Below are 23,352 nucleotides of genomic sequence, written 5' to 3' on the forward strand. Positions count from 1 at the left end.
GGCGATGAGTTACGTCACCGCGGTGCTAGCCGCACTTGGTCGACACCAGCCGGCCGGTCTTCTGGTCCACGCACTTCTCGCAGACACGCTTCGGGTTGGTTGTGCTCGGTGACGGGGTCGAGGTGCACTCGAGCTCCACCGGGCGCCTCTCCTTGGCCTTCTTCTCGCAGTACTGGCGCTTCCAGCCGCCGCCCTTCCTCTTCTTCTGCTTGCAGTAGAAGCAGCGCTTGTTGCCGTCCTGCATCCACTTGCAGACGGCGGAGGTGCAGGTTCCGGTGACGGAGGCGGCCCTGGTGTAGATCGCCGGGGCCGTGACCTGGGCCGAGGAGGCGGATGTCGGAGCGAATATGGCGGCCGCGAGAACGGCGGCCGCGCATGCTTCTTTCAGCATGGATCCTCCCGATGGAGTTCCTCCCTCTGTGTTTCTCATCGTCGCGCCTCGCGCTCGGGAGCCGTCAAGGCGTCGTGCCGGGTTTTCTTTTCCGGACGGAACGGGTTTCGGCCCGGTCAAACAATTCTCCGGCCATTCTTGGGCGGCTGTTTGAGAAATGATTGGCTGTTTTCCAGGGCTGCCGGGGCCGGGACGCCGGCCAGGCGGTCGCGCAGCAGCGCGTGGCGGAACTGGAACGCGCCGCCCACCTGACGCAACGCGCCCCGCCGCACGCCGTCCTGGAGGAACGCCATCGCGTGCCACGGCATCCGGCCGGCCACCGACAGCGCCATGCGGGCCAGCAGGAACTGGGTGGACGCGGTGGCCAGGCACGCGGCGAGGGCGCCCGCGACGCCCAGGCGCGCCGCGGCGGACGTGATCAGCCGCCAGTCGCGGGTCTCGCCGAAGCTGAAGACGACCGCCAGGAACAGCAGGGTGACGGCCGCGGTGACGAGGCCGCCGGCCAGCGCGGTGACGAGGGTCCAGACCCGGTCCGCGCGCAGCACCTCGTCGGGCAGCCGGCCCTGCCCCACCTCGACGTCGTGGAACATCGTGACGAACTCGGCGGCGAAGCCCACGGCGAGCCCGTACACGAAGCCGCAGGTGAAGCCGAACAGGAAGGCGTGCAGGGCGGCGACGGTGAAGAGCTCGGCGTGTCCGGCCGGACCGGGCGCGGGCGCGGCCAGCGCGACGATCGCGAGGACGATGAACGTGACGGGCACCCCGCTCCGCGCCCCGTCCGTCGCTCCGCGCCACAGGCCGTTGCCCAGCGCGCGGCACAGGCGCCACCACAGCGGCCGGCCGGTCCTGCGGACGGTGCAGCTATAGAGCCTCGGCGCCCTGGGGAACAGCGGTGTCCACAGGCTGTTGACCGCGCCCATCAGCAGCCCGCCGCCGGCTCCCCAGCGCAGGTCGGAGAGCACGCCGGCGGCCGGGTCGGGTCCGGTGAGCTGCCACGGCAGGCCGACGAGGATGTTCGCGGCGGCGAAGACGACGGCGGCCACGACGGCCCAGATCGGCATCCTGGCCCGCAGCGGCACCGCCCTGGCCAGCTCCCACCAGGGCAGGTCGTAGGCGTCGCGGCGGTGCAGGTGGCGGGCGAGGAAGGAGAGCCAGCGGTGCGCGTCGCGCAGGTTCCAGGCGCGCGCGCCGGCGGCCGGATCGGGCACGTCGGGATAGAGGACGCTGATGAGCTGGTCGAGCAGGTGGCCACGCAGGGCGGCGGTGCCGGACAGGCGCAGCAGCAGGCCGGGGTCGCCGGGGCCGTCGGCGTAGGTGAGGCGGGTCAGCGACAGGTTGAGCGGGGTCGAGAGCGTCCGCGCCAGCAGGCCCTCCGGCTCGCCGCTCATCCGGTCGAAGACCTCGTCCCAGGCCGCGCCCCGGTCGGAGCGGGTGGCGGTGGCCAGGTAGTCGCGGATCACCCCGGGGGCGAGCGGGTCGAGCTCGAGCACGGCGGCGCCGGTGAGCACGTCGGCGTCGCGTACGGCCTCGTGGTACTCCTCACCGCGGCTGGTCACCACGAGCGACAGGCCGGGCGCGAACATGCTGTTGACGGCCCGCAGGGCCGCGCCGCGGGCCGCCGGCGGCATCTCGTCGAGCCCGTCGAGCACCGGCAGCAGCTCGGTGTCCCACGTCACGCCGCCGACGCCGTAGTCGAGCTCCACCTGCTCGGTGATCCACCGCCGCAGCGTGCGGGCGGCAGGGTCCCACGTGGACAACCGCAGGATCACCGGTACGGGCGCGGCCCCGGACGCGCGGGCGGCCAGGCAGGCGCGGGCCAGCCTGACGACCAGGCTGGTCTTGCCGGACCCCGGCCCGCCGAGCACGACCAGGCGCCCGGTCGGCACCGTCGCGCTCACGACGCGGTGCAGGTCGTCGAGGGTGCCGTCGAGCCGCAGCGGCGTGTCGCCGGCGCCCTGGCGGATGACCGACCAGTGGTCGGAGTGCGGCGGGCCGAGGGTGTGCCAGGTGACCGGCAGCGGATAGGGATCGAGGAGCCGCCGCTGCTCCTCCTCGGTGGTGCAGTGATCGGCCATCCTGGCGGCCAGCCAGTCGAGCCGGCGCGCCCGTTCTTTCTCGTCGCCGGTGTCGTCGTCGTGGCGCAGCCGGCCGATCAGCGTCGCCGCGCCGCCCAGGACGGCGACGCACGCCGACATCACGCCCGCCCACTCGTCGGCCGCCCCGGCTCCGTCCAGCAGGAGCACCACCCCGAGGCCGAGCAGCCCGGCGCCGGCCATGACGGCCACCGCCGCCACGGTGAGGGGGGAACGGTCACGTCGGCTTCGCACGCACCAAGGATGCCGCATCTTCGTGTGCGGAAGGTAATGCTTTGATGGCGGACGGTCAGCGGCGGACCTGGGTCCAGACGACGCGTTCGCCCTCCGCGTTGACCGTCGTGTCCCAGCGGCCCTCGGTCAGCGCGTCCACGATGAGCAGGCCGCGGCCCCGTTCGTCGCTCGACCGGGAATGGCGCGGGGGCTGGGTCTTGCCCGAGGGGCCCGGGTCCGTCACGGTGAGCCGCCAGGAATACGGCTCGCGCTTCAGGCTCAGGCGCACCCAGTCGGCGTCGGCGTGCAGGATCGCGTTGGTGATCAGCTCCGAGGCGATCTCCTGGAGGTCGGGCAGGGCCGTGTGGTCGGGGCCCAGCCACTTCGCGAGTTCCTTGCGGGCGAGCGAGGGCACGCGTTCCGGTCCCACCTCGCGGGTGGCCCACACCTTGACGCATTCGTGCAGGGGATCGGACACGGTTATTCGCATGGTCGCCTCGGAGCGTGCATAGCTCAACTGTATTTGTGTGGATACACAATCAAGAATGACCGGGTGGAATGGTCATGTCTTAGCGAGGCGCTGGCGAATCTTTACCTGTTGCGGCTGCTTTTTTCGATTATTCGCGGAGGAGGTGCGACGGCGCGGCGCCCCTCCCCGGAGGGGAGAGGCGCCGCGGGGGTGCGAGGGGTCAGCCGGTCCTGAGCGTGAGGCCGTACACGCTCAAAGCCTCGTTGACCGGCTGGTGGTACGTCGTGCCGCCGACCGAGCAGTTGCCGGAGCCGCCGGACGTCATGCCCTGGGCCTGGTTGCCCGAGATGAACGAGCCGCCGGAGTCGCCGGGCTCGGCGCACGCGGAGGTGCGGGTCAGGCCGGAGACGGTGCCCTGCGCGTAGGTGACGCTGGCGCCGTGCTGCTGGATGACGCCGCAGCGCCAGCCGGTGGTCGAGCCGGAGCGGCAGATGGACGCGCCGACGGAGGCCTGGGTGGAGCCGCGGACGGTCACGTTCGCGCCGCCGGAGCCGCGGACGTACGGCGTGGCGGTGTTGTTCGGCGCGGCGACCCAGGCGTAGTCGTTGCCCGGGAAGGACGAGCCCTGGAAGGTGCCCGTCGGGCTCGTGGTCCTGGAGCCGGCCCGGCCGCAGTGTCCCGCCGTGGTGAAGCCGGGAGTGCTGCCCCTGGTGACGGCGAAGCCGACGCTGCACCGGCTGCCGCCGATGTAGTAGGCCGCGCCGCCGATGATGTTGATGAACGTCGTCGGACGCTCGGCCGTGGCCGAGACGGTGACGGCGCTCTTGTCCACGCCCGCGGCGGCGACGAGGGCCTGCGCGGCCTCCACGGTCGGCGCCTGGACGGAGACGAGGTTGGTCGTCACGTCGACGAACCAGAGGGCGGCGCCGGCCTTGGCGCTCTGCGGAGCCTGGTCGAGCTGGCGCATGACTCCGTTGAGCTGGTCCATGGAGCGGGCGACGACGACGGGCTGCGCGCCCTGCGCCTCGATGGTCTTCGTGCCCGCCGGGTCGGTGGTGGCGACCATGAGCTTGGAGGCGTCATCGTTCAGCCACGCGCCGCCGAACGACCCGCCCAGTGCGGTGGTCAGGTTCGCTTCGACGGCGGTGGCGCGCTCCTCGTTGGCCAGGCGGGTGTGCACCTGCTCCTCGGAGAGGCCGAGGTCGCGTTCGAGCGCGTCCACCATGGCGGGTGGCGCCTTGGGTGTGGGGTCGGCTGCTGCTGGGCTGAGGGGGGTGGCCACACAGACGGCGAGGATGATCGCGCCTGTCAGCGCACAGCGTTTACTCAACATGTGCACTCCTCGGGTGGGGGTGCTGTCAAGCTAACGGTTGCTGGGGATCCTGCTCAGATACCAATAAGGCCCTATTTCGGTGTTATGGGGTCGTTTTGGCCCTAGTCCTTGATGCGGGATTCGCCGCCTATAAGGCGAAGGCGGGGAGAGGTGAGTAGTGTCCCGAGGCTGGAGGTGTTCTCTGTGCGTAATGGTGTTCGTCATCTGCTCGGCGCCGGCGCAGGACTGCTGGCCACGCCGCTGATCGCGGCGGGTTTCGTCTCCCACGCCGGCCTGGACGGCTGGCTCGCCACGAGCCTGCTCGCGGGGCTCATGGTCGTCATCGGCGCGCTGGCGGGGTCCAGGATCTCGCCGCTCGCCTCGTTGCTGCCGGGACTCGCGCTCGCGGTGCCGGCCGGGGCCTTCCTGGCCGGCGCGCCCTGGGTGACGCCGTACGGGGTGGTGCCGCCCGCGTACGAGGCGGGGTACCGGGCGTTGCTCGCCGGCTGGGCCCTGCCGGTGGCGTGCGTGCTGGTGGTCGCCTCGCTCTTCCCCTCCCGCTGGCGAGGCGCCCCACGCCCGGTCGAGCCGGTCCAGCCGCCCGAGCCGCCGGTGCAGCCCGCCTCAGCAGAGGAGCCGCCGCCGCTGCCCAAGCGGATCCCGTCCCGTTACTGACCGGCCCGGCCGCTCAGCAGCGCGACGAGCACGTACGGCAGGCTCAGCAGGGCGAACGTCACCCCGTTCGACACGTACGACGACGCCACCCCGTACGCGGTGAAGACCCCGACCGTCACCACGTTCGTGCCCAGCCCCGCGACTGAGGTGACGGTGGCCCGCGCCGGGCCGCTGATGCGCGCCTGCAACCGCACGTCGGCCAGCACCTGGGCGAGCTGGAACGCCCCGAAAGCCAGCGCGACGGCGACGAACCCGGCGGGATGGCCGCTGAGCGCGCCGCCGGCCATGGCCAGCGCCGCCAGGCCGAGCAGCGGGCCGTACAGGCGGCCCGGCAGGCGCTCGGCGGGACCCGCCAGCAGACCGCCCGCGGTGGCGCCGACCCAGACCAGGAGGATGACCAGCGGCACGGCGGTCCAGGCCACGCCCTTCTCGACCGCCAGGTACGGCACGTACTCCTCCAGCCCGCCCCACACCGCCGTCACGAACGCGACCAGCAGGACCGCGTGCAGCACGCGGCGATCACCACGGGCCAGGGCCAGCCCCTCCCGCAGGACCGCCAGGTAACCGGGCGCCTCGCCGCGCGTCCTGTGTTCGGGCAGCGTCAGCGCCGTGGCGGCGCACAGGACGCAGGCCAGCACGCTGGCCGCGCCCACGAGGGGGTAGCCGCCGGCCGCGAGGGCGGGGGAGGCAAGGCCGATCGCGGTGGCGCTGCCGACCAGGCCGAGCGAGGTGGCCCGGCCCATCACGCCGGCGTAGCGGCCCTCCTGGCCGCGCCTGGCCAGTTCCTCGTACGCGAGCGCTTCGTACGAGCCCGAGACGAGCGCCTCCCCTGCCCCCCACAGCACGAACCCGGCGGCGAACACCCAGGAGGAGGGGAAGAGGGTCCACGACGCGAAGCCGAGGCCGATCAGCAGCGGCCCGAGGCACAGCAGCAGCCGCCGGGAGAAGGTGTCGGCCCAGGCGCCGGACGGGATCTCCAGCACCATGCCGGTCACCGACCAGATGACGAACAGGGTGGAGGACTGGGCGACGGAGAGCCCGGTGTCGGCGAACAGCAGCGCGTACACCGGATAGAGCAGGACGAATTCGCTGAGGAACGCGTAGACGTAGAGCGAGATGACGAGCATGGGACCTTCCAGGGGGACGAGCAGGGACTCCGGGGGCGTTTCGCCCCGGAGGCCCGCGCGTCCCGCGCCGGCCCCTGGTTATGGATCAATGTCGCCAGGTCATGCGATGAATTCTACGGGGAGACGCCCCCGGTGCGCGCGCGAAAATCGCGCCGCTCCACCGCCCGCCGTCGTCAGCGGCTCCAGCGGAACGGGCGGCGCGGCTCGGCGCGGTCAGGCGGACTCGGGCGCCGGGATCCACTTGTGCGACCAGGCCAGCAACTGGTCGAGCGCGGGCCGCAGCTCCTGGCCCATCTGGGTCAGGTGGTATTCGACCCGCACCGGCGAGGTGGGCAGCACCCGCCGCTCGACGAGGCCGGCCGCTTCGAGCTCACGCAGGCGCCTGGCCAGCATCGTGTCGTTGATGCCGGGGATGGCCGCCTTGAGGTCGGCGTAGCGGTGAGCGCCCTTGAAGATCATGTGGATCACGGCCCCCGACCAGCGGGCGCCGATCAGCTCTAAGGCGATGTGGAAGCGGGTGCAGACCGAGTCGAGGCTCATGAGGACATCCTAGCGTTTGCTAAATAATGTGTAGTTACTCAATACTGTTGAGTGTTCAACTGTTGGGCACAACGCTGGGAGCAGTCATGACCGAACCCGTTCTGCAGATCATCGTCGGAAGCACCAGGAAGGGGCGCGTCGGACGAGCGGTCGCCGACTGGTTCCGCGGCAGCGCCGAGGCGTTCGGCGCGTTCAAGGTGGAGTTCACCGACCTGGCCGAGCTGGATCTGCCGTTCATGGACGAGCCGCACCACCCCAGGCTGCGGCAGTACGAGAACGCGCACACCAAGGAGTGGAGCGCGATCGTGGACCGCTCGGACGCGTTCGTGTTCGTGACCCCCGAGTACAACCACAGCTTCTCCGCCCCGCTGAAGAACGCCCTGGACTACCTGCACCACGAGTGGAACCACAAGCCGGCCGGGTTCGTCAGCTACGGCGGTCTGTCCGGCGGCACCCGCGCCGTGCAGGGGCTGCGCCAGGTGGTCAGCACGCTGAAGATGGTCCCGGTGCTGGAGGCGGTGAACATCCCGTTCGTGATGCAGCTCCCGATCGAGGACGGCGTGCTGCGGCCGAACGAGATCTCCGAGGCGGCCGCCTCCGAGATGCTGGCCGAGCTGGCCAAGCTCACCGGCCCGCTGCGCGCGATGCGGCTGGCGGAGTCATGATGCCGACGTCATGATCTCGGAGTCATGACGGCGGCGTCATGATGTCAGGGGCCTGATGTCGGGGGCCTGAGCTACGCTGCCGGACGTGGCACAGGCAGTGAGCGTGGTGGTCCGATACCGCAAGGCGGTGACCTACGGCGTGCACGCGCTGCTCGCCGCCCTCGACGGCGCGCGGGTCGAGCACGACCTGCGGCTCGGCACCACGCCCGAGGAGACCGCCCGGCACATCCGCGACAGCGAGGCGGATCGGGTGCTGGTGCTCTGGTCGTTCTACTCCCCCGACGCCGAGGCCATGGCGGCCGAGCTGGCCACGGTCAGGTCGCTCAGCGGCGGCAGGGGGCTGCACATCGCGGGCGGCGTGCACGCCACCGCCGAGCCGCAGCAGGTCATCGACGCCGGCTGGGACCTGGCGGGCATCGGCGAGGGCGAGAGCACGATCATCGCCCTCGTCCGGGCGCTGCGGGAGGACCGGCCGCTCACCTCGGTCCCGGGGCTGGCGGTCAGGGACGCCGACGGCGTCGCCCTGCGCACGGGGCCGGCGCCGCAGCTGCCGCTCGACGCCTTCCCCTCGTTCACCGGCCGCAACGGGCCCATCGAGATCACCAGAGGTTGCCGCTACACCTGCCGCTTCTGCCAGACGCCGTTCATGTTCGGCGGGCAGTTCCGGCACCGGTCGGTGGCGAGCGTGCGCGAGCACGTGCGCGAGATGGCCGGGCGGGGCCTGCGCGACGTGCGGTTCATCACGCCGACCTCGCTGTCCTACGGCTCCCCCGGCCCCGATCCCGACCTCGGCGCGGTCGAGGAGCTGCTGGCCGGGGTCAAGGAGGAGCTGCCGCCGCACGGCCGGGTCTTCTTCGGCAGCTTTCCTTCGGAGGTGCGGCCCGAGCACGTCAGCCCCGAGGCGATGCGGCTGCTCAAGCGCTACGTGGCCAACGACAACCTGATCATCGGCGCCCAGTCGGGCTCCGACCAGATGCTGGCCGCCTCGGGGCGCGGCCACGACACCTCGCCCGTGCGCGACGCGGTCAGGATCGCCGTCGAGCACGGGTTCCGGCCCAACGTCGACTTCATCTTCGGGATGCCCGGCGAGTCGGAGGAGGACCAGGAACGGTCGCTGGCGCTCGCCGCCGACCTGGCCGAGCTCGGGGCGCGCATCCACACCCACACGTTCATGCCGCTGCCAGGCACGCCGTGGCGCGACGCCGAGCCCGCCTTCATCCCGCTGGCCACGATGACCGAGCTCGACCGGCTGGCCCAGCGCGGCGACGCCTACGGCCACTGGCGCAAGCAGGCCGAGCACGCCGTGCGCCTGGCCGAGACGGCCAGGGCCTACCCCCGCAGAGCTCGCCGTCGCCGCGCCACCTGACGCCCTTTCAGTAGGGCGTCAGTCGCGGGGTCCGTCGCGCTCTTCCAGGGAGTCCATCACGCGTTCGAGCGCGTCGCCGATCGGGCGCAGCACCTGGGAGAACGCGTTGACGAGCGGACCGAAGATCTCGCTCACCTCGGTCAGCAGATCAGGGGTCTTGCTCTCGGGAGGAGCCCAGCGCATGGCGTCCGCGCTCAGCGTCTCCCACTCGTCGACGACGCCGTCGATGGCGTCGAGCACGTGATCAGGATCGCTTGGCATGACCGTTCTCCGTGGAGTCAGCCGTGGAGGTCCTCCGCCGCGGGAGGGGTCGATACCTCCACGGTACTTCAGACCGGGACGGACACGCCCACGCCGCCTCGGGTCTGTGCGCCGAAACGCCGCTTGTCGGCGTCCAGGTCGAGGGGACGGATGCTCGCGCGGCCGGCCAGCAGCTCCTCGGTCAGCAGCGCGGCGGGGACGAGCCAGGACACCTCGAACTCCAGGCCGTCGGGGTCGCGGGCGTAGAGGGCCTTGGTGGTGCTGTGGTCGGAGGCGCCGACGAGCGCGTTGAGCTCGGCGAGCTTGGCCTGGACGCGTTCGAGCTCGTCGAGCGTGTCGACCTCCCACGCCAGGTGGTAGAGGCCGACGGAGGTGCGCCCGGCCGGAGAGGGGGCCGCGTTCTCGCCGATCTGGAACAGGCCCAGGTCGTGATCGTTCGATGAGCCGGGGGCCTGGAGGAAGGCGGCTCCGCGCATGCCCATGACGACCTCGAAGTCGAGGGCTTCCCGGTAAAAGGCGACGCTGCGCTCCACGTCGCGGACGTAAAGGACGGCGTGGTTGAGTCGCTGGACCGGCATGGGCAGCCCCTTTCAGCGGTGTCCCAGGGTAAGTATATGAGCCTTCAACTAAATTGCGGGGTGCTCCGACCGGCCGCCTGGCAACACGCTGGAGGGGGATCGAGCGAAGTGTCGGGCCCAGGCCGTAGCGTTCTCCGGGTATCTGACCCCGACCGAGGAGAGGCCGATGCACGACACCGAAGAGGCGCTGTTCAGGGCGGTCCACGGCATCGCCGGCAGGTTGGCCGGCCAGCCCGTTCCGGTGGTGATGGAGGCGTTGCTGCGCAACCTGCCCAAGGCTCCCGGCCTCGAGGTGACGGAGCTCCGCAAGATCGCGGAGGAGATCAGCGTGGGGCGTGATCCCTCAGGGTTGTGAAACGAGTGCTTGTGAACAAGTGCTTGTGAACAACTGATCGCCAGGGGAGCATCGAATCATGTACGAGCCAACCCCTGACGATCGATTCACGTTCGGTCTGTGGACGGTCGGCTGGCAGGCGCGCGATCCGTTCGGGGATGCCTCCCGGGCGCCCCTCGATCCCGTCGAGAGCGTGCACCGTCTGGCCGAACTGGGGGCCTACGGTGTCACTTTCCACGATGACGACCTGCTCGCCGTCGAACCCGATCGCGAGCGGGCGATCGCGTCGTTCAGGAAAGCACTCGCCGAGACCGGGCTGAAAGTGCCCATGGCCACCACGAACCTGTTCACGCACCCTGTCTTCCGCGACGGGGCCTTCACCAGCAACGACCGCGACGTGCGGCGTTACGCGCTGCGCAAGGTCACGCGCAACCTCGACCTGGCCGCCTCGCTGGGCGCCTCCACCTACGTGTGCTGGGGCGGCCGCGAGGGGGCCGAGTCGGACGCGGCCAAGGACGTGCGGGCCGCGCTCGGCCGCTACAAAGAGGCCATCGACCTGCTCTGCGGCTACGTACGCGAGCGCAAGTACGACATCCGCTTCGCCATCGAGCCCAAGCCGAACGAACCCCGCGGCGACATCCTGCTGCCGACGATCGGCCACGCGCTGGCGTTCATCGGCGAGCTGGAGCATCCGGAGATGGTGGGCCTGAACCCGGAGGTCGGCCACGAGCAGATGGCCGGGCTCAACTTCGTGCACGGCATCGCCCAGGCGCTGTGGCACGGCAAGCTGTTCCACATCGACCTCAACGGCCAGCACGGGCCCAGGTTCGACCAGGACCTGGTCTTCGGCCACGGCGACGTGATGAGCGCCTTCTTCCTGGTCGACCTGCTGGAACACGGGGGCTACGACGGGCCGAGGCACTTCGACTACAAGCCCCTGCGCACGGAGGACTCCGGTGACGTCTGGGTCTCAGCCGCCGCCAATATGCGGACATATCTGATCTTTCGCGAAAAAGCCCGAAATTTCAGGGCCGATCCGGAAGTGCGGGAGGCGCTCCGGGCCGCCCGCGTCGACGAGCTGGGCCTGCCCACCCTCAACCGCGGCGAGACGCTGGCCGACCTCGCCTCCGACGCCTTCGACCCTGACGTGGCCTCGCGGCGCGGATACCATTTCACCCATCTGAACCAGCTTGCGCTGGAGCACTTGTTAGGAGTTCGTGGGTGACGCTGGTCGCTGGGGTCGATTCCTCCACGCAGAGTTGCAAGGTCGTCATTCGAGAAGCGGAGACGGGAGAGCTGGTGCGGCAGGGCCGCGCCGCGCATCCCGACGGCACCGAGGTGCATCCGTCCCACTGGTGGAGCGCGCTGCTGCGGGCCCTTGAGGAGGCGGGCGGGCTGGACGGCGTGGCCGCCATCAGCGTGGGCGGTCAGCAGCACGGCATGGTCTGCCTCGACGAATCCGGAGATGTCGTACGTGACGCCCTGCTGTGGAACGACACCCGTTCCGCCCAGGCCGCCGCCGACCTGATCGCCGAGCTGGGCGGGCCGCAGGCGTGGGCCGACGCCGTCGGCTCGGTGCCCGTCGCCTCCTTCACCGTCACCAAGCTGCGCTGGCTGGCCGAGCACGAGCCGGACAACGCGCGGCGCACGGCCGCCGTCTGCCTGCCGCACGACTGGCTGACCTGGCGCCTGGCCGGCGCGCTCGGCTCCGGCGTCCCCTTCGGCGTCGCGGCCTGGGAGAACGCGCCGCTGCCGCCCCTCGACCGGCTCGTCACCGACCGGGGCGACGCCTCGGGCACCGGCTACTGGTCGCCGGCGACGGGCGCGTACCGTCCCGACCTGCTCAAGGCGGCCGTCGGCGCGCTCCCGCTGCTGCCCAGGGTGCTGGAGCCCGCGCAGGCCGTCCCCGACGTCGCGGGGCCCGTGCTGATCGGGCCGGGCACCGGCGACAACATGGCCGCCGCGCTCGGCGTGGGGGCCCGCTCCGGCGACGTCGTGGTCTCGCTCGGCACGTCTGGCACCGTGTTCGCGGTCGCCGAGCGGCCCAGCGCCGACCCCACGGGCGCCGTCGCCGGGTTCGCCGACGCGACCGGGCGTTTCCTGCCGCTGGTGTGCACGCTCAACGCCGCCCGCGTCATGGACGCCGCCGCGCGCATCGCCGGGGTCGGGCTGGACGAGCTCGGGGCCCTGGCCCTGGAGGCTCCGGCCGGGGCCGGGGGGCTCACGCTGGTGCCGTACCTGGAGGGCGAGCGCACGCCCAACCGGCCCACGGCCACCGGCTCCATCCACGGGCTGACCCTGGCCACCTCGACCCCGGCCCACCTGGCCAGGGCCGCCGTCGAGGGCATGCTGTGCGGGCTGGCCGACGCGCTCGACGCGCTGGCCATGCGGCCGGAGCGGGTGCTGCTGATCGGCGGTGCCGCGCGCTCGGAGGCGGTGCGGCGGATCGCGCCCACGATCTTCGGCGTGCCGATCACGGTCCCGCCCCCGGCCGAGTACGTCGCCGACGGGGCCGCCTACCAGGCGGCGACGCTGGTGACGAGCGCCCCCGACTGGCGCTCGGCCGACACGGCCACCTACGAGGGCGAGGCCGTCCCGGCCATCCGCGAGCGCTACGCCCGCGCCACCGGGCACATCCTCGACTGATCCCGGCCCTTGACGCACCCCTGAGAGCCCTGACTCTCAGGGGTGCGTTTCGTAGGGGTCGGGTCAGGGGCGTATCGGGGCAGGAGCCGGATGTGAGACCTCCCCCCGCACGGGGAGAGTAGGCCCCATGACCGCAGCGAAGAGGCTCTACCCCCTGATCGCCTGTGCCTCGATCCTGTTCTCGGTGGTCGCCGTGGTGGCGGGCCAGCTCGGCCCCGACCCCTACCTCGACCCCATGAACGTCACCGTCAGCGAGTACGCCGTGTCCGACCGCGGGGGCGTCACGGAGATCGCGATGGCGGTGCTCGGGATCGGGTCCCTGGCGCTGCTGCTGGGGCTGCGGTCGGCGGGGGCTCCGGTGCGGGGGATGCCGGAGCGGTTGCTGATGGTGTGGTCGGGCGCCCTGGTGGTGGCCGCGGTGATCCCGACCACGCCCATCGGCCACGACCTGGATCTCGCCGCCCAGATCCACCGCTACGTCTCCGTCGCCGCCTTCGTGAGCCTGCCCGCCGCGGGCGCGCTGCTGGTCCCCAGACTGACCGCCGACGCCGCCTGGAAGCCCGTGGCGCGTACCGTGGAGTGGGTGGCCCTGGCCGGCGGGTTCGGGCTGCTGGCGATCACGTACGTGGCGATGCCGGGCGAGCGGGTGCTGATCGGGCTCGTCGAGCGGTTGCTGCTCGGCGCCGAGGTGACGTTGCTGGCGGTGCTGGCCGGTTGGCTCATGTGGCTGACGTGGGGACGGGCCACCTCAGCGGCGCTCAGTTTCCCGACATATCACAGATTTATCGCTAATCGATCTTAAAACCATCTGTTTCGATGCTATTCTCTCCCGCGATCTTCTATCCGGGAGCAGGTGTCATGGCATCGGGCAGATCCATCAGATTCAAGATCTCGACGCTGCTCGTCATCCCCTTGGTCTCCCTGATCGCGCTGTGGGGCTTCGCCGCGGGCACCACGTCGGGAGAGGCGCTCAGCCTCCTCAAGGTCGAGACCATCTGGACCGGGGTCATCAACAACACCGACCGCCTGGTCTCCGACGTCCAGGCCGAGCGCCTGGCCTCCGCCGAGCGGCTGGCCGGTGACGTGAGCGACCCCGAGGCACTGACCAAGGCCAGGGCCAAGGTGGACGACAGCGTCAAGCTGCTGCGTACGCACGCGCTGGCCGAGGACACCCAGTCCGCGCTGACGCAGGACATGAAGACGCAGCTCCAGACGGTGTTCGAGACCATCGACCGGCTGCCCGACATCCGCGGCAAGGTGGACGGCCGCCGGCTCACCCCCAGCGCCCTCATCACCGAGTACGCCAAGGTCGCCGACGAGGTCCACCTCCTCTACTCCCGCCTGACCATCAGCACCGACCTCGAACTGGCGCTCCAGGCGCAGGGCCTGATCGCCGCCGACGAGGTACGCGAGCTGCTGGCCCGCGAGCACGCCCTGATCATCGCCTCGAACGGCCGGGCGAACATGCACGACGTCCACATGCTGTCCGCGATCGACGGATCCAGGACGTACCTGTTCCCCAAAGCCCTGGCCAACCTCGACACCGAGCTGCGGGCCCCGTTCGAGAAGCTGTTCTACTCGCCGCGCTACATCACGATGGAGAATCTGGTCGAGAGCTACATCGGCGGCCAGCCGCTCGACGTGGACCTGTGGCGGGGCGTCTACGACCAGGTGCAGCAGCAGTACCGCGAGGCCGTCTCGCGCACCGGTGACAAGCTGCTGGCCAGGATGGAGCCGGAGGGCGTCGCCGTCGTGGTGCGGGCCGGCGTCGCCGGCGCGCTCGGCCTGATCGCGGTCGTGTTCTCGATCTTCATCTCGGTCCGGGTGGGCCGCAAGCTCACCCGTGAGCTGGGGGCGCTGCGCCGTAACACTCTGGACCTGGCGGAGATCAGGCTGCCCGACGTGGTGGACAAGCTGCGCAAGGGCCAGAGCGTGGACCTGGTCACCGAGGCGCCGCGCATCCCCGTCGACCAGAAGTCCACCAGCGAGGTCAGAGACTTGGCCTCGGCGTTCGACAGCGTGCAGAGCACGGCCGTGGACGCGGCCGTCGAGCAGGCCAGGATGCGGGAGGGCGTCTCCGAGGCGCTGCGCAACCTGGCCCGGCGTAGCCAGTCGCTGCTGCAGCGCCAGTTGCGGCTGCTCGACGAGATGCAACGCCAGACGGAGGAGCCGGAGGCCCTGGAGCGGCTGTTCCGGCTCGACCACCTGACCACCCGCATGCGCCGCCACGCCGAGGGCCTGGTGCTGCTCTCGGGCGGCACCGCGGGCCGCAGGTGGCGCGGGGTCATCCCGGTCGAGGACGTGCTGAGCGGCGCGGCTGCGCAGGTGGAGGAGTACACGCGGGTCCGCGTCTACCCCATGCCCGAGTGCGGCGTCTCAGGCGCGGCCGTGGCCGACCTCATGCACCTGTTCGCCGAGCTGATCGAGAACGCCACCACGTTCTCCTCGCCGGGCAACGAGGTCTCCGTACGCGGCGAGATGGTCGGCAGGGGCTTCGCCGTCGAGGTGGAGGACCGCGGCCTGGGCATGGACGAGGCCACCCGCAAGGCCATCAACGACCGCCTGGCCAGCCCGCCCGAGTTCGACCCCTCGCAGACCGAGCGGCTGGGGTTCGCGGTGGTGGGCATGCTCGCGAACCGGCACGGGGTGAAGGTCACGGTCAAGCCCTCCCCGTACGGCGGCACCACCGCCATCGTGCTCATCCCCGCCGCGCTGGTCGAGCCCATGACGGCTCCGGTGCGGCCGCTGGAGTTCGAGCCCGTGTCCGTGTCGGTCGTCAGAGAGGACACCGGGCCTGGCGAGCTGCCGCGGCGCGTGCGCACGAGCAAGCGGGCCGCCGCCGGCGCCGCCCACTCCGTTCCGCAGCAGACCGCGCCGCAGGACGACCCGATCAGGCCGCCGCAGCAACTGCCGCGCCGTGAGCGCACCCAGGACGCGCCCCAACGGCCCGCGGAGCTGCCTCAGCAGCGTGAAAGAACCGGGGAGCCCCAGCGCGACAGGAGCGACGGGCTGTCCCAGCGCGAGCGGCCAGAGGGATTGCCGCAACGGGAGCGGCAGGCCGGTCTGCCGCAGCGGCTCAAGCAGGCGCCGCCGCCCGTGCCGCCGGCCGAGGAGCGCTCGCCCGAGGAGGCCAGGGCGCTGCTCTCCTCGCTCCAGTCCGGCTGGCAGCGCGGACGGCAGGAGAGTGAGCAGGATGGGGGAGCTGAATCGTGAGTCGCGAGCACGAGTGGGTCGACGAGGAGGCGGGGCCGGTCGTGCGGCCTTACGCGGTCGCGCGCGGGCGCACCAGATCCGCCGCCTCCTCCGAGGTCGACCTGCTGGCGACGGTCGTCTCCACGGGGCTGCCGGCCCCGTCCAAGGCCGAGCTGAGCACGCAGCACCGCCGGCTGCTTGGCCTGGTGTCGGGACAGAACAGGCCGGTCGTCGAGGTCGCCTCGGATCTCGGCCTGCCCGTCGGCGTCGTGCGCGTGCTGCTGGGGGACCTGGTCGAGCACAGCCTGGTGACGATCAGGCCGCCGCGCGACAAGGCCGCCACCCCGTCGGAGAGCCTGCTCCGCGAGGTGATCAACGGCCTGCGCGCCCTCTGAGCGGGGCACTCGGCAGAGGCTAGTTCGCCGAGGTGAGCGTCCTCAGGGAGTGCTCCACCAGCGTGATCATGACTTCCTTGGCGGAGGTCCTGCGCCGCACGTCGCACAGCATGACCGGCACGTCGTCGTCCAGGTCGAGCGCGATGCGCACGTCGTCCACGCTGTGCCGGTCCGCGCCGTCGAAGCAGTTGACGGCCACCACGAACGGCGTGCCGCGCTGCTCGAAGTAGTCGACGGAGGGGAAGCAGTCGGTGAGCCGCCGGGTGTCGGCGATCACGACCGCGCCCAGCGCGCCGTAGGACAGCTCGTCCCACATGAACCAGAACCGCTCCTGCCCGGGCGTGCCGAACAGGTAGACGACCAGCCCCTCGCGGATCGTGATCCGGCCGAAGTCCATCGCCACGGTGGTGGTGGTCTTGGCCTCGACGCCGTCGAGATCGTCCACGCCGATGCCGCGGTCGGAGAGCACCTCTTCCGTGCGGAGCGGCCTGATCTCGCTGATCGACCCGACCAGGGTGGTCTTGCCGACGCCGAACCCTCCCGCGATCAGGATCTTGAGCGCGACAGGGTCGTCAGAGAGCACGGAGTCCATTGATCACTTCCTTGAGAATGCGCTCATTCGACCGCGACCCTCCGGCGGAGGGCGACGTCACCGAGATGAGGCCGTGGTCACGCATGTCACCGAGCAACACCCGGATGACGCCTACGGGCAGGTCGAGCTCGACGGCCAGATCGGCCACCGAGATCGGACTACGGGCTGCCCGCAGGATGAGCTGCTGTTCCGGCCCGAGCTCGCCGGGGGCATCGCCCACGGCGCGCACGGTGGCCACGAGGTCGAACCCGTCTCCGGACGAGCGGGTGCGACCGCGGATGAGAGCGTAGGGCCGGACGACCGGACCCGCCTCCTCATCGAACCACTGCGGGCTATCGCTCATGACGCTCCAGCGCGCGGGTTGGTGGTGATGTGCTGGCCCACCCGCTTGACCAGCATCGCCATCTCATAGGCGATCTGGCCGACGTCCACGTTCGCCTCCGCGATCACGGCCAGGCAGGTGCCCTGGCCGGCCGCGGTCACGAACAGGAACGCCGACTCCATCTCCACGATGGTCTGACGCACGTCGCCGCCGCCGAAATGACGGCCGGTGCCGCGGGCCAGGCTCTGGAAGCCGGCCGCCACCGCCGACAGGTGCTCGGCGTCCTCACGGGTCAATTCCTTGGAGTAACCCACGGCCAGGCCGTCGGTCGACAGGATGACCGCCTGGCGCACGGCGGCGACCCTGGTGGCAAGGTCGTCCAGCAGCCAGTTCAGCTCACCGGTGTTGGTGGTCGGCGCACTCATGCTTCCCCCTTACTCATGGCCCCTCCTCAGAGGCTTCTTCTCGGGCGCGTTGCGTTCCCCGCTGGAACGCGGAGAACAGGTCGCGTACCTCGTCGGGAGAGCGTTCCGGCTGCGGCTCGGGCTCCGGCTCTGACGGCGCCTCTTTGAGCTGCGGCGCCAGGTTGGCCTGGCGCACCCGCCTGGGCAGCCCGGCGTGCGTCCCCGACGACACGACCGCGAGCGCCTTCTTGCGCGTACGGCTGGGCAGGTCGGCCCGGCCGTCCCCGCCCGCCGCCTCCAGCGCGCTCTGCTCGGTCACGATCGAGCGGGGCGCGAGCACGATGGCCGTGGTGCCGCCGAACGGCGAGCGGCGCAGCAGCACCTTGATCCCGTGCCGCTGGGCCAGCTTGGCCACCACGAACAGGCCGAGCTGGTCGCTGTCGGCCAGGTCGAACTCGGGCGGATCGGCCAGCATCGCGTTGACGCGGGCGTAGTCGGCGGGCGGCAGCCCGAGCCCCTTGTCCTCGACCTCGATGGCGTAGCCGTTGCTCACCAGGTCGCCGCGCACCTGCACGATGGTGTCGGGGGGCGAGTAGATGGTGGCGTTCTCGACCAGTTCGGCCACGAGGTGGGTCAGGTCGGCCGCGACGGTCCCGTCGATGGCGCTGACCGGCATCGCCTCCACGGCGATCCTGGTGTAGTCCTCGACCTCGGCGACGGCGGCCCGGACGATGTCGATCACGGGCACCGGCTTGCGCCAGGCGCGTCCAGGGGCGGCGCCCGACAGGACGATGAGGCTCTCGGCGTGCCGCCGCATGCGGGTGGTCAGGTGGTCCAGGCGGAAGAGCTCCTCCAGCCTGTCGGGGTCGTGCGTACGCCGCTGCATGCCGTCGAGGAGCGCGAGCTGGCGGTGCAGCAGGCCCTGCTTGCGCCGGGCGAGGTTGAGGAAGACCTGGCCGACCCCGTGACGCAGCGCGGCCTGGCCGACGGCGGCGCGCACGGCCGTGCGCTGCAGGGATCCGAACGCCCTGGCCACGTCGGTGATCTCCGCGGAACCGCTCACCTTGATGGCCTTGGTCTCCTTCCGTACGTCGACCTCGTCGCCTCTGCGCAGCCGGGCCACGATGTCGGGCAGCCGGCGCTGCGACAGCTCGACCGCGGCGGTACGCAGCCCGGCGAGCTCTCCGGCCAGGCGACGACCGAAGCGTACAGAGATGATGATCGACGCGAGCACGGCGATCAACCCGACGCCGCCCGCGGCGGAGATCTTGACCACGGTGGAGGTGGCGGCCTCGGACGTGCGGGTCGCCAGGGTGCTGGTGGCGCTCGCGCCGAGGACGTCGAGCCGCGCGGTGAGCCGGTCGACGGCCTCGTGCCAGGTTTCGCCGTCGGGCGGCGGCGTGCCCGTCTTGATGACCCGCGCCTCCATGGTGGCGAAGGTCAGGAACGGCTCGGTGGCGAAGATCTGCTCGTACGGCCTGCGCAGCGACACGTCGAGCCCGGCCAGGCCGCGCGAGTGCAGGAACCGCCTGGAGGCCGCGTACTCGGTGAAGGCGGCCGTCTCGGGCGCGGTGAGCTGCTTGTCGGCCAGGGCGCCGAGGACGAGGGCGTGCTCCCTGGCGACGTACTCCCTGGCCATGCCCATGGCCTGCAGCGACGACGCCTGCTGGAAGATCGTCAGGTCGGGGACCGAGACCAGGTGGTCGTAGACGAGGAAGATCGAGTCGAGGATGCGGTTGTACTCGTTCAGCCCGGTCAGGCGTGAGCTGACGCCGCCGTCGATGTCGGAGCGGATCGTGCCGAGGCGGTCGAGCGCCGCCTGAAGGCCGCGCAGCGGCTGGCGCAGGTTGCCGTCGGCGGAGTCGCCGGCCTCGGTGACGGCCTGGCGGAACTCGGTCACGGACCTGTCGGTGCGGGCGCGCTGGGAGCTGAGCGCCTCGGTCAGCTCACGCGTAGTGAGCGCCTCGGAGGAGCGCGCGCGTTCGGCCTGCAGCTGAAGGCCCAGGTCGGTGGAGGTGATGCCGATGGTCCGGTAGAGGGTGTTCGCGCGGAGTAGTGATCGGGCGTCGCCCATGGTGAGGTTGAGGACGAAACCCCAGAGCGCGCTCAGAGACAGGAGGGGTAGCAGTAGCAATAAGAAGATCTTGAACCGAATTGACCGGTTTCGCGAGCCCATGTCCCAACCTCGAGTCGGGGGCATTTCCACACCTTGTGTAAATACACCTCCGGAAGATCGCACAGGAGACTAGCACCGATTATGCTTCCGGCGCAGTGGGAGCAAGGCGTTCATTACCGTGATTATTGGGACAAGATCTCGCGCTCGCGGCGGGATGAGACGGCTATCGTCCGCAGCCACAGGAGCGCTACCAGCGAAATCACGAGAAGTCCCGCCCAGTTGAGCACGGTGTAGACGTGTACCTGCCACTGCGTCACGTCTGGCACACGGCCGATCCGCAGCAGCTCGAACTGCCACCGCCGCCCGGTCAGCACCAGCGTGATGGCGATGGCGATGGCGCTCATCGAGTCCCACAGCGCGTGCAGCAGCGAGACGCCCAGGTAGGTCAGCAGCACCGGGCCGGTGAGCCGCCCGCGCGCCGCGAACAGCGCGCCACCGGCGATGGCGGTCCACAGGCCGTGGCCGACGGGCGTCAGAATGCCGCGCAGCACCTCGGTCTCCACGAGCTGGGACAGCGACAGCCCCGAGGCGGTGAACAGCGCGTTGAAGGCGTATCCCGCGCTCTCGAAGGCCGCGAAGCCGAAGCCGACGGTCGCGCCCAGCACCAGGCCGTCCCTGGTGAAACGCCTGGTCATGTACCTGGTGACGACGATCAGGGCGGCCAGCTTGACGCCCTCCTCGATCAGGCCGACCAGCACGTACATGAGGATCGACGGGCGCAGCAGCCAGCTCTCCAGCAGCGAGGCGCCCAGCACGCCCAGCACGCCGCCCACCACGAACGCCTGGAACAGCAGCTCGACCGTCACCCCCGGCGAGCGGCCCCGCCCGTACGCCCAGACCACGAACGTCACCGGCACCAGGAAGCTGCCGAACAGCACCACGGTCGGGACCAGGTTGGAGTTCCCGGTCCAGGCGGTGACGGCCACGGTGGCCAGCCAGAGCGCGAACCCGGTCACGAAGATCCGCAGCCAGAGCGTCCTGATCACGTCAGTTCCTCCACAGCCCTGATCGCGGCCACCACGGAGGCCTCGCCGCGTGCGGCCGGCTCGCTGTCGGACCCCGCGATGGCGATCCGGCCGAACGGCCCCCGCGCCGCGTCGGAGGGGAAGGGGCCGTCGGGGTAGAACGCGTCCCACGGGCGGCAGTACTCCGGCGACAGCGCGTGCCCCCACCGGCGTACCTCGATCGCCTCGATGCTGTGTCCTGGGTCGAAGCCGACCGGGCCGAGCAGCCGGGCCAACTGGTCGCGTACCGTCCGCTCCAGCACCTCGTACGGCGTCGCGAACAGCTCGCGCCGCCCCGCCGCCGACCCGGCGCCGGGGCCCAGCTCCGACCGGCACGGCGTGGCCAGCAGCCGGACGCCGTCGGGCGGCACGAACGCCGACTCGTTCCAGTACGCGCCCGTCCACCGCACCCGCCCGACGCCCAGCCGCCGCCACGCCCCTGGATCGCGCAGGCGTACCACGGCCTCAAGCAACGGCACCCGTACGGCCCTGCTGAGCGCGGCCCGCCGCCCCGCGGGCAGGTCGGGCACCAGGTAAGGGACGACCGCGCTCGGGCAGGCGAGGATCACCGCCCCGGCCTCGACGGTCAGCACCTGGTGGCCGTCGAAGTAGCCCACGACCCCGTCACGCACCGACACCACGGGGCTGGACGTCCGCACCGAGATCCGCTCGTCGATCCGCTCGTCGCGTGGGGCCGCCGGGGCCGGCGCGGGCCCGTGCCACTCCCGCCGCACGGTGGGCGAGTTGAACCGGGAGGGCTCGGCCCGGTCGAGCCCGAGCCCGGCGAACCCCGGATACCCGGTCCCCCAGGCGTCGATCGCCCCGAACGCCCGGGTGTCGTACCCCCAGCCTGAACAGGACATGGTCCGCGAGAAGCGCTCCACGTCCCGGTGCACCCCGCACACCTCGCGCAGGAACTGCGCGTACGTCAGCCCGGCCAGCCGCTCCTGCTTGGCCTGCGCGGGCAGTCCAGGCAGCCAGTCGGGCGGGTCGTCGTGCAGCATGAGCAGGTCCCGCCGCGCCCGCACGGCGATCGGCAGCCGGCCGATCCAGCCGGGGGCGGTGAGCTTGACCAGGGTGTCGGCGCCGAAGCTCTCCTCGTCGCACATCACCGCGTCGGCCCCGGCCCGCCGGCACAGCGGCGCGTGCCCTCCGGAGCCGTCGTGGTTGTCGAGGACGAGCACCCGGTCGTGCGGACGGCGGCGCAGCCACTCGGAGGCCGCGCTCAGCCCGCCGCGCCCGCCGCCGACCACCACCAGGTCGTGCCGCTCGCCCGTGGGGACGAACGGGCCCGCATGCTCCCAGAACCGCCCGTCCCGCAGTGCGTGCGGCACGCTGAGCGCCGCACTCGTGTCCCCGCGCACCACAAAGCCCGCCGGCGGTCTCAGGGCCTTCTGGGCCGCCTCCGCCCGCCCCGGCGCGCCGCCCGAGATCACACATCCGAGGGCCACGCCGTCGAAGAGGTCCCTGCGGGAAATGGTGACATCCATCCCGAGATCGCGCGGAGTCAAGCTCATGGCGCGATCATCGGCAGGTCAGGAGAAAAGCCGCGCTCAGGCGCGCAGCGCCTCGAGAAACATTTTGCGTGCCCTATTACGGCGAATGCCCGTTTGCGACCTCGCGTCCCGCGACGGCCCGAAGCTCGTCGTCCGCCCGGAAGGAGCGGCTCAAGCTGCGCGAACGAGAGTCAAGATCATCAACGGGCGACTCGTGGGTATCCGGGCGGGTACGACCCGCGCCGCCCGGCCGGTCCGGCGCCGGACGGCGGAATCCTGCCGCGGGCGAATCGGAAATCGTTCGTGAAGCCACCGATTACCGCGAATAGCGACGTTACTCGGCCCCTTACTCGCCGCTTCCTCTAGCGTTTCCAGAAATGCTGACGGAGTGAAATGGAGACCCCATGCACAAAGCGATTCCCGGCATATTTCTGAGCACACTGGTCATCGCCGGATGCTCATCCACGGAGGCGAGCCCGAAGGCCGCCGCCCCCGCGCCCGCCGCCACGACGCCGTCGTCGGCGGCCGACGCCAGGCTGCGGGCCGCCCTGCTGCCGGTGCCCAAGGGCATGCGCATCGCCTACGGGCCCGAGCTGGGGGCGTTCGGCTCGCTCAAGTCCACCCAGCAGGGGCTGGCCGCCGTGCGCCAGGCCAAGCTGCAGCACCCCGAGTGCGCCGGAGCCGCCCAACTCGACGCCGACCGGCCCGACGTCGCCAAGTCGCCCGCCGCGGTGATCGCGTTCTCGGCCGACCGTGGCTCGATCACGCAGGCGGTGGTGTCGCTGCCCGCGGCGGCCTTCCCCGAGCCGCTGCCCAAGCAGTGCGCCGACTACACCGCCGACGTCGCCGGCACGAAGGTCAGCTACAAGACGCGCACGCTCGGCATGCCGGCCAAGGGCGACCAGTCGCGGGCCTACCTCACCACGGCGTCGGGGAACGAGAAGAACGCGCAGATCGGCTCCGTCATGATCAGGCGCGGGACGCTGATCATGTCGATGCTCGTGGTCGGCCAGCGGGTCAAGCCGCAGGGCCTGTACGAGCTGGCCGACCTCGCCGACCAGAACCTGGCGAGGGTCACCAGATAGCGGGCGCGCACACGTC

General features: G+C 71.2%; 24 protein-coding genes. 10 read left to right on the forward strand and 14 right to left on the reverse strand.

The window, feature by feature from the left end:
- Positions 1-25: 25 nt before the first annotated feature.
- The 4 genes from ABFX54_RS06630 to ABFX54_RS06645 form a co-directional block, all read right to left on the reverse strand.
- A complete protein-coding gene (locus ABFX54_RS06630) occupies positions 26-391 on the reverse strand; it encodes a hypothetical protein (protein ID WP_346102285.1) in 366 nt (121 codons plus the stop codon).
- 116 nt (positions 392-507) lie between these two features.
- Entirely contained in the window at positions 508-2,718 is a 2,211-nt protein-coding gene (locus ABFX54_RS06635; RefSeq protein WP_346102286.1) for an NACHT domain-containing protein, read from the reverse strand.
- 55 nt (positions 2,719-2,773) lie between these two features.
- On the reverse strand, positions 2,774-3,175 hold the full coding sequence (locus tag ABFX54_RS06640; RefSeq protein WP_346102288.1) for an ATP-binding protein: 402 nt from the start codon (positions 3,173-3,175) through the stop codon (positions 2,774-2,776).
- Between the two features lie 211 nt (positions 3,176-3,386).
- Positions 3,387-4,499 carry a S1 family peptidase gene (locus ABFX54_RS06645; protein ID WP_346102290.1) on the reverse strand — a complete coding sequence of 371 codons (1,113 nt, stop codon included), beginning with the start codon at positions 4,497-4,499 and terminating at the stop codon, positions 3,387-3,389.
- A gap of 183 nt (positions 4,500-4,682) precedes the next feature.
- On the opposite strand from ABFX54_RS06645, the gene ABFX54_RS06650 reads away from it, so the two are divergent.
- Positions 4,683-5,153, forward strand: a complete 471-nt coding sequence (locus ABFX54_RS06650; RefSeq protein WP_346102292.1) for a hypothetical protein — start codon at positions 4,683-4,685, stop codon at positions 5,151-5,153.
- Here the strand turns inward: ABFX54_RS06650 and ABFX54_RS06655 are convergent.
- Both ABFX54_RS06655 and ABFX54_RS06660 read right to left on the reverse strand, forming a co-directional pair.
- Positions 5,147-6,280: an MFS transporter gene (locus ABFX54_RS06655; protein WP_346102293.1), complete on the reverse strand. Its 1,134-nt coding sequence runs from the start codon at positions 6,278-6,280 to the stop codon at positions 5,147-5,149. The two genes, ABFX54_RS06650 and ABFX54_RS06655, sit on opposite strands and share 7 nt — an antisense overlap.
- Before the next feature lie 213 nt (positions 6,281-6,493).
- A complete protein-coding gene (locus tag ABFX54_RS06660; protein ID WP_346102295.1) occupies positions 6,494-6,820 on the reverse strand; it encodes a winged helix-turn-helix transcriptional regulator in 327 nt (108 codons plus the stop codon).
- A gap of 86 nt (positions 6,821-6,906) precedes the next feature.
- On the opposite strand from ABFX54_RS06660, the gene ABFX54_RS06665 reads away from it, so the two are divergent.
- Both ABFX54_RS06665 and ABFX54_RS06670 read left to right on the forward strand, forming a co-directional pair.
- The gene (locus ABFX54_RS06665) at positions 6,907-7,485 is read left to right on the forward strand and encodes an NADPH-dependent FMN reductase (RefSeq protein WP_346102297.1); all 579 of its coding nucleotides are present in this window, start codon (positions 6,907-6,909) and stop codon (positions 7,483-7,485) included.
- Between the two features lie 85 nt (positions 7,486-7,570).
- A complete protein-coding gene (locus ABFX54_RS06670; RefSeq protein WP_346102298.1) occupies positions 7,571-8,851 on the forward strand; it encodes a TIGR04013 family B12-binding domain/radical SAM domain-containing protein in 1,281 nt (426 codons plus the stop codon).
- 18 nt (positions 8,852-8,869) lie between these two features.
- On the opposite strand, the gene ABFX54_RS06675 is transcribed toward ABFX54_RS06670, so the two are convergent.
- Together ABFX54_RS06675 and ABFX54_RS06680 are read right to left on the reverse strand one after the other, a co-directional pair.
- Complete coding sequence (locus tag ABFX54_RS06675; protein WP_346102300.1) at positions 8,870-9,112, reverse strand: hypothetical protein; 243 nt, start codon at positions 9,110-9,112, stop codon at positions 8,870-8,872.
- Between the two features lie 68 nt (positions 9,113-9,180).
- Positions 9,181-9,690, reverse strand: coding sequence for a VOC family protein (locus ABFX54_RS06680; protein WP_346102302.1), 510 nt, complete (start codon positions 9,688-9,690; stop codon positions 9,181-9,183).
- A 166-nt stretch (positions 9,691-9,856) separates the two neighbouring features.
- Between ABFX54_RS06680 and ABFX54_RS06685 the strand changes: the two genes are divergently transcribed.
- From ABFX54_RS06685 to ABFX54_RS06710, 6 genes are all read left to right on the forward strand, one after another.
- Entirely contained in the window at positions 9,857-10,045 is a 189-nt protein-coding gene (locus ABFX54_RS06685; protein WP_346102303.1) for a hypothetical protein, read from the forward strand.
- A 58-nt stretch (positions 10,046-10,103) separates the two neighbouring features.
- Entirely contained in the window at positions 10,104-11,249 is a 1,146-nt protein-coding gene (gene xylA / locus ABFX54_RS06690) for a xylose isomerase (protein ID WP_346102305.1), read from the forward strand.
- Entirely contained in the window at positions 11,246-12,670 is a 1,425-nt protein-coding gene (locus ABFX54_RS06695; protein WP_346102307.1) for a xylulokinase, read from the forward strand. The genes xylA and ABFX54_RS06695 overlap by 4 nt, the downstream gene beginning before the upstream one ends.
- Positions 12,671-12,797: 127 nt before the next feature.
- A complete protein-coding gene (locus ABFX54_RS06700; protein WP_346102309.1) occupies positions 12,798-13,472 on the forward strand; it encodes a DUF998 domain-containing protein in 675 nt (224 codons plus the stop codon).
- Positions 13,473-13,528: 56 nt separating this feature from the next.
- Entirely contained in the window at positions 13,529-15,883 is a 2,355-nt protein-coding gene (locus ABFX54_RS06705) for a sensor histidine kinase (RefSeq protein WP_346102311.1), read from the forward strand.
- Positions 15,880-16,257, forward strand: a complete 378-nt coding sequence (locus ABFX54_RS06710; RefSeq protein ID WP_346102313.1) for a DUF742 domain-containing protein — start codon at positions 15,880-15,882, stop codon at positions 16,255-16,257. Before ABFX54_RS06705 ends, ABFX54_RS06710 begins: the two co-directional genes overlap by 4 nt.
- A gap of 19 nt (positions 16,258-16,276) precedes the next feature.
- Here the strand turns inward: ABFX54_RS06710 and ABFX54_RS06715 are convergent, their stop codons facing one another.
- From ABFX54_RS06715 to ABFX54_RS06740, 6 genes are all read right to left on the reverse strand, one after another.
- Complete coding sequence (locus tag ABFX54_RS06715) at positions 16,277-16,849, reverse strand: GTP-binding protein (protein ID WP_346102315.1); 573 nt, start codon at positions 16,847-16,849, stop codon at positions 16,277-16,279.
- On the reverse strand, positions 16,830-17,192 hold the full coding sequence (locus ABFX54_RS06720) for a DUF742 domain-containing protein (protein ID WP_346102317.1): 363 nt from the start codon (positions 17,190-17,192) through the stop codon (positions 16,830-16,832). The genes ABFX54_RS06715 and ABFX54_RS06720 overlap by 20 nt, the downstream gene beginning before the upstream one ends.
- The gene (locus ABFX54_RS06725; protein ID WP_346102319.1) at positions 17,189-17,596 is read right to left on the reverse strand and encodes a roadblock/LC7 domain-containing protein; all 408 of its coding nucleotides are present in this window, start codon (positions 17,594-17,596) and stop codon (positions 17,189-17,191) included. Before ABFX54_RS06725 ends, ABFX54_RS06720 begins: the two co-directional genes overlap by 4 nt.
- Before the next feature lie 13 nt (positions 17,597-17,609).
- A complete protein-coding gene (locus tag ABFX54_RS06730; protein ID WP_346102321.1) occupies positions 17,610-19,709 on the reverse strand; it encodes a sensor histidine kinase in 2,100 nt (699 codons plus the stop codon).
- 164 nt (positions 19,710-19,873) lie between these two features.
- Positions 19,874-20,737 (reverse strand): PrsW family intramembrane metalloprotease, encoded by an 864-nt coding sequence (locus ABFX54_RS06735; protein ID WP_346102323.1) that lies wholly within the window; start codon positions 20,735-20,737, stop codon positions 19,874-19,876.
- Entirely contained in the window at positions 20,734-22,272 is a 1,539-nt protein-coding gene (locus ABFX54_RS06740) for an NAD(P)-binding protein (RefSeq protein WP_346102324.1), read from the reverse strand. The genes ABFX54_RS06735 and ABFX54_RS06740 overlap by 4 nt, the downstream gene beginning before the upstream one ends.
- 383 nt (positions 22,273-22,655) lie before the next feature.
- Between ABFX54_RS06740 and ABFX54_RS06745 the strand changes: the two genes are divergently transcribed.
- Positions 22,656-23,336 carry a hypothetical protein gene (locus ABFX54_RS06745; RefSeq protein ID WP_346102326.1) on the forward strand — a complete coding sequence of 227 codons (681 nt, stop codon included), beginning with the start codon at positions 22,656-22,658 and terminating at the stop codon, positions 23,334-23,336.
- The last annotated feature ends 16 nt before the right edge of the window (positions 23,337-23,352 follow it).

The organism is Nonomuraea maheshkhaliensis (assembly GCF_039529435.1).
GTDB lineage: Bacteria > Actinomycetota > Actinomycetes > Streptosporangiales > Streptosporangiaceae > Nonomuraea > Nonomuraea maheshkhaliensis.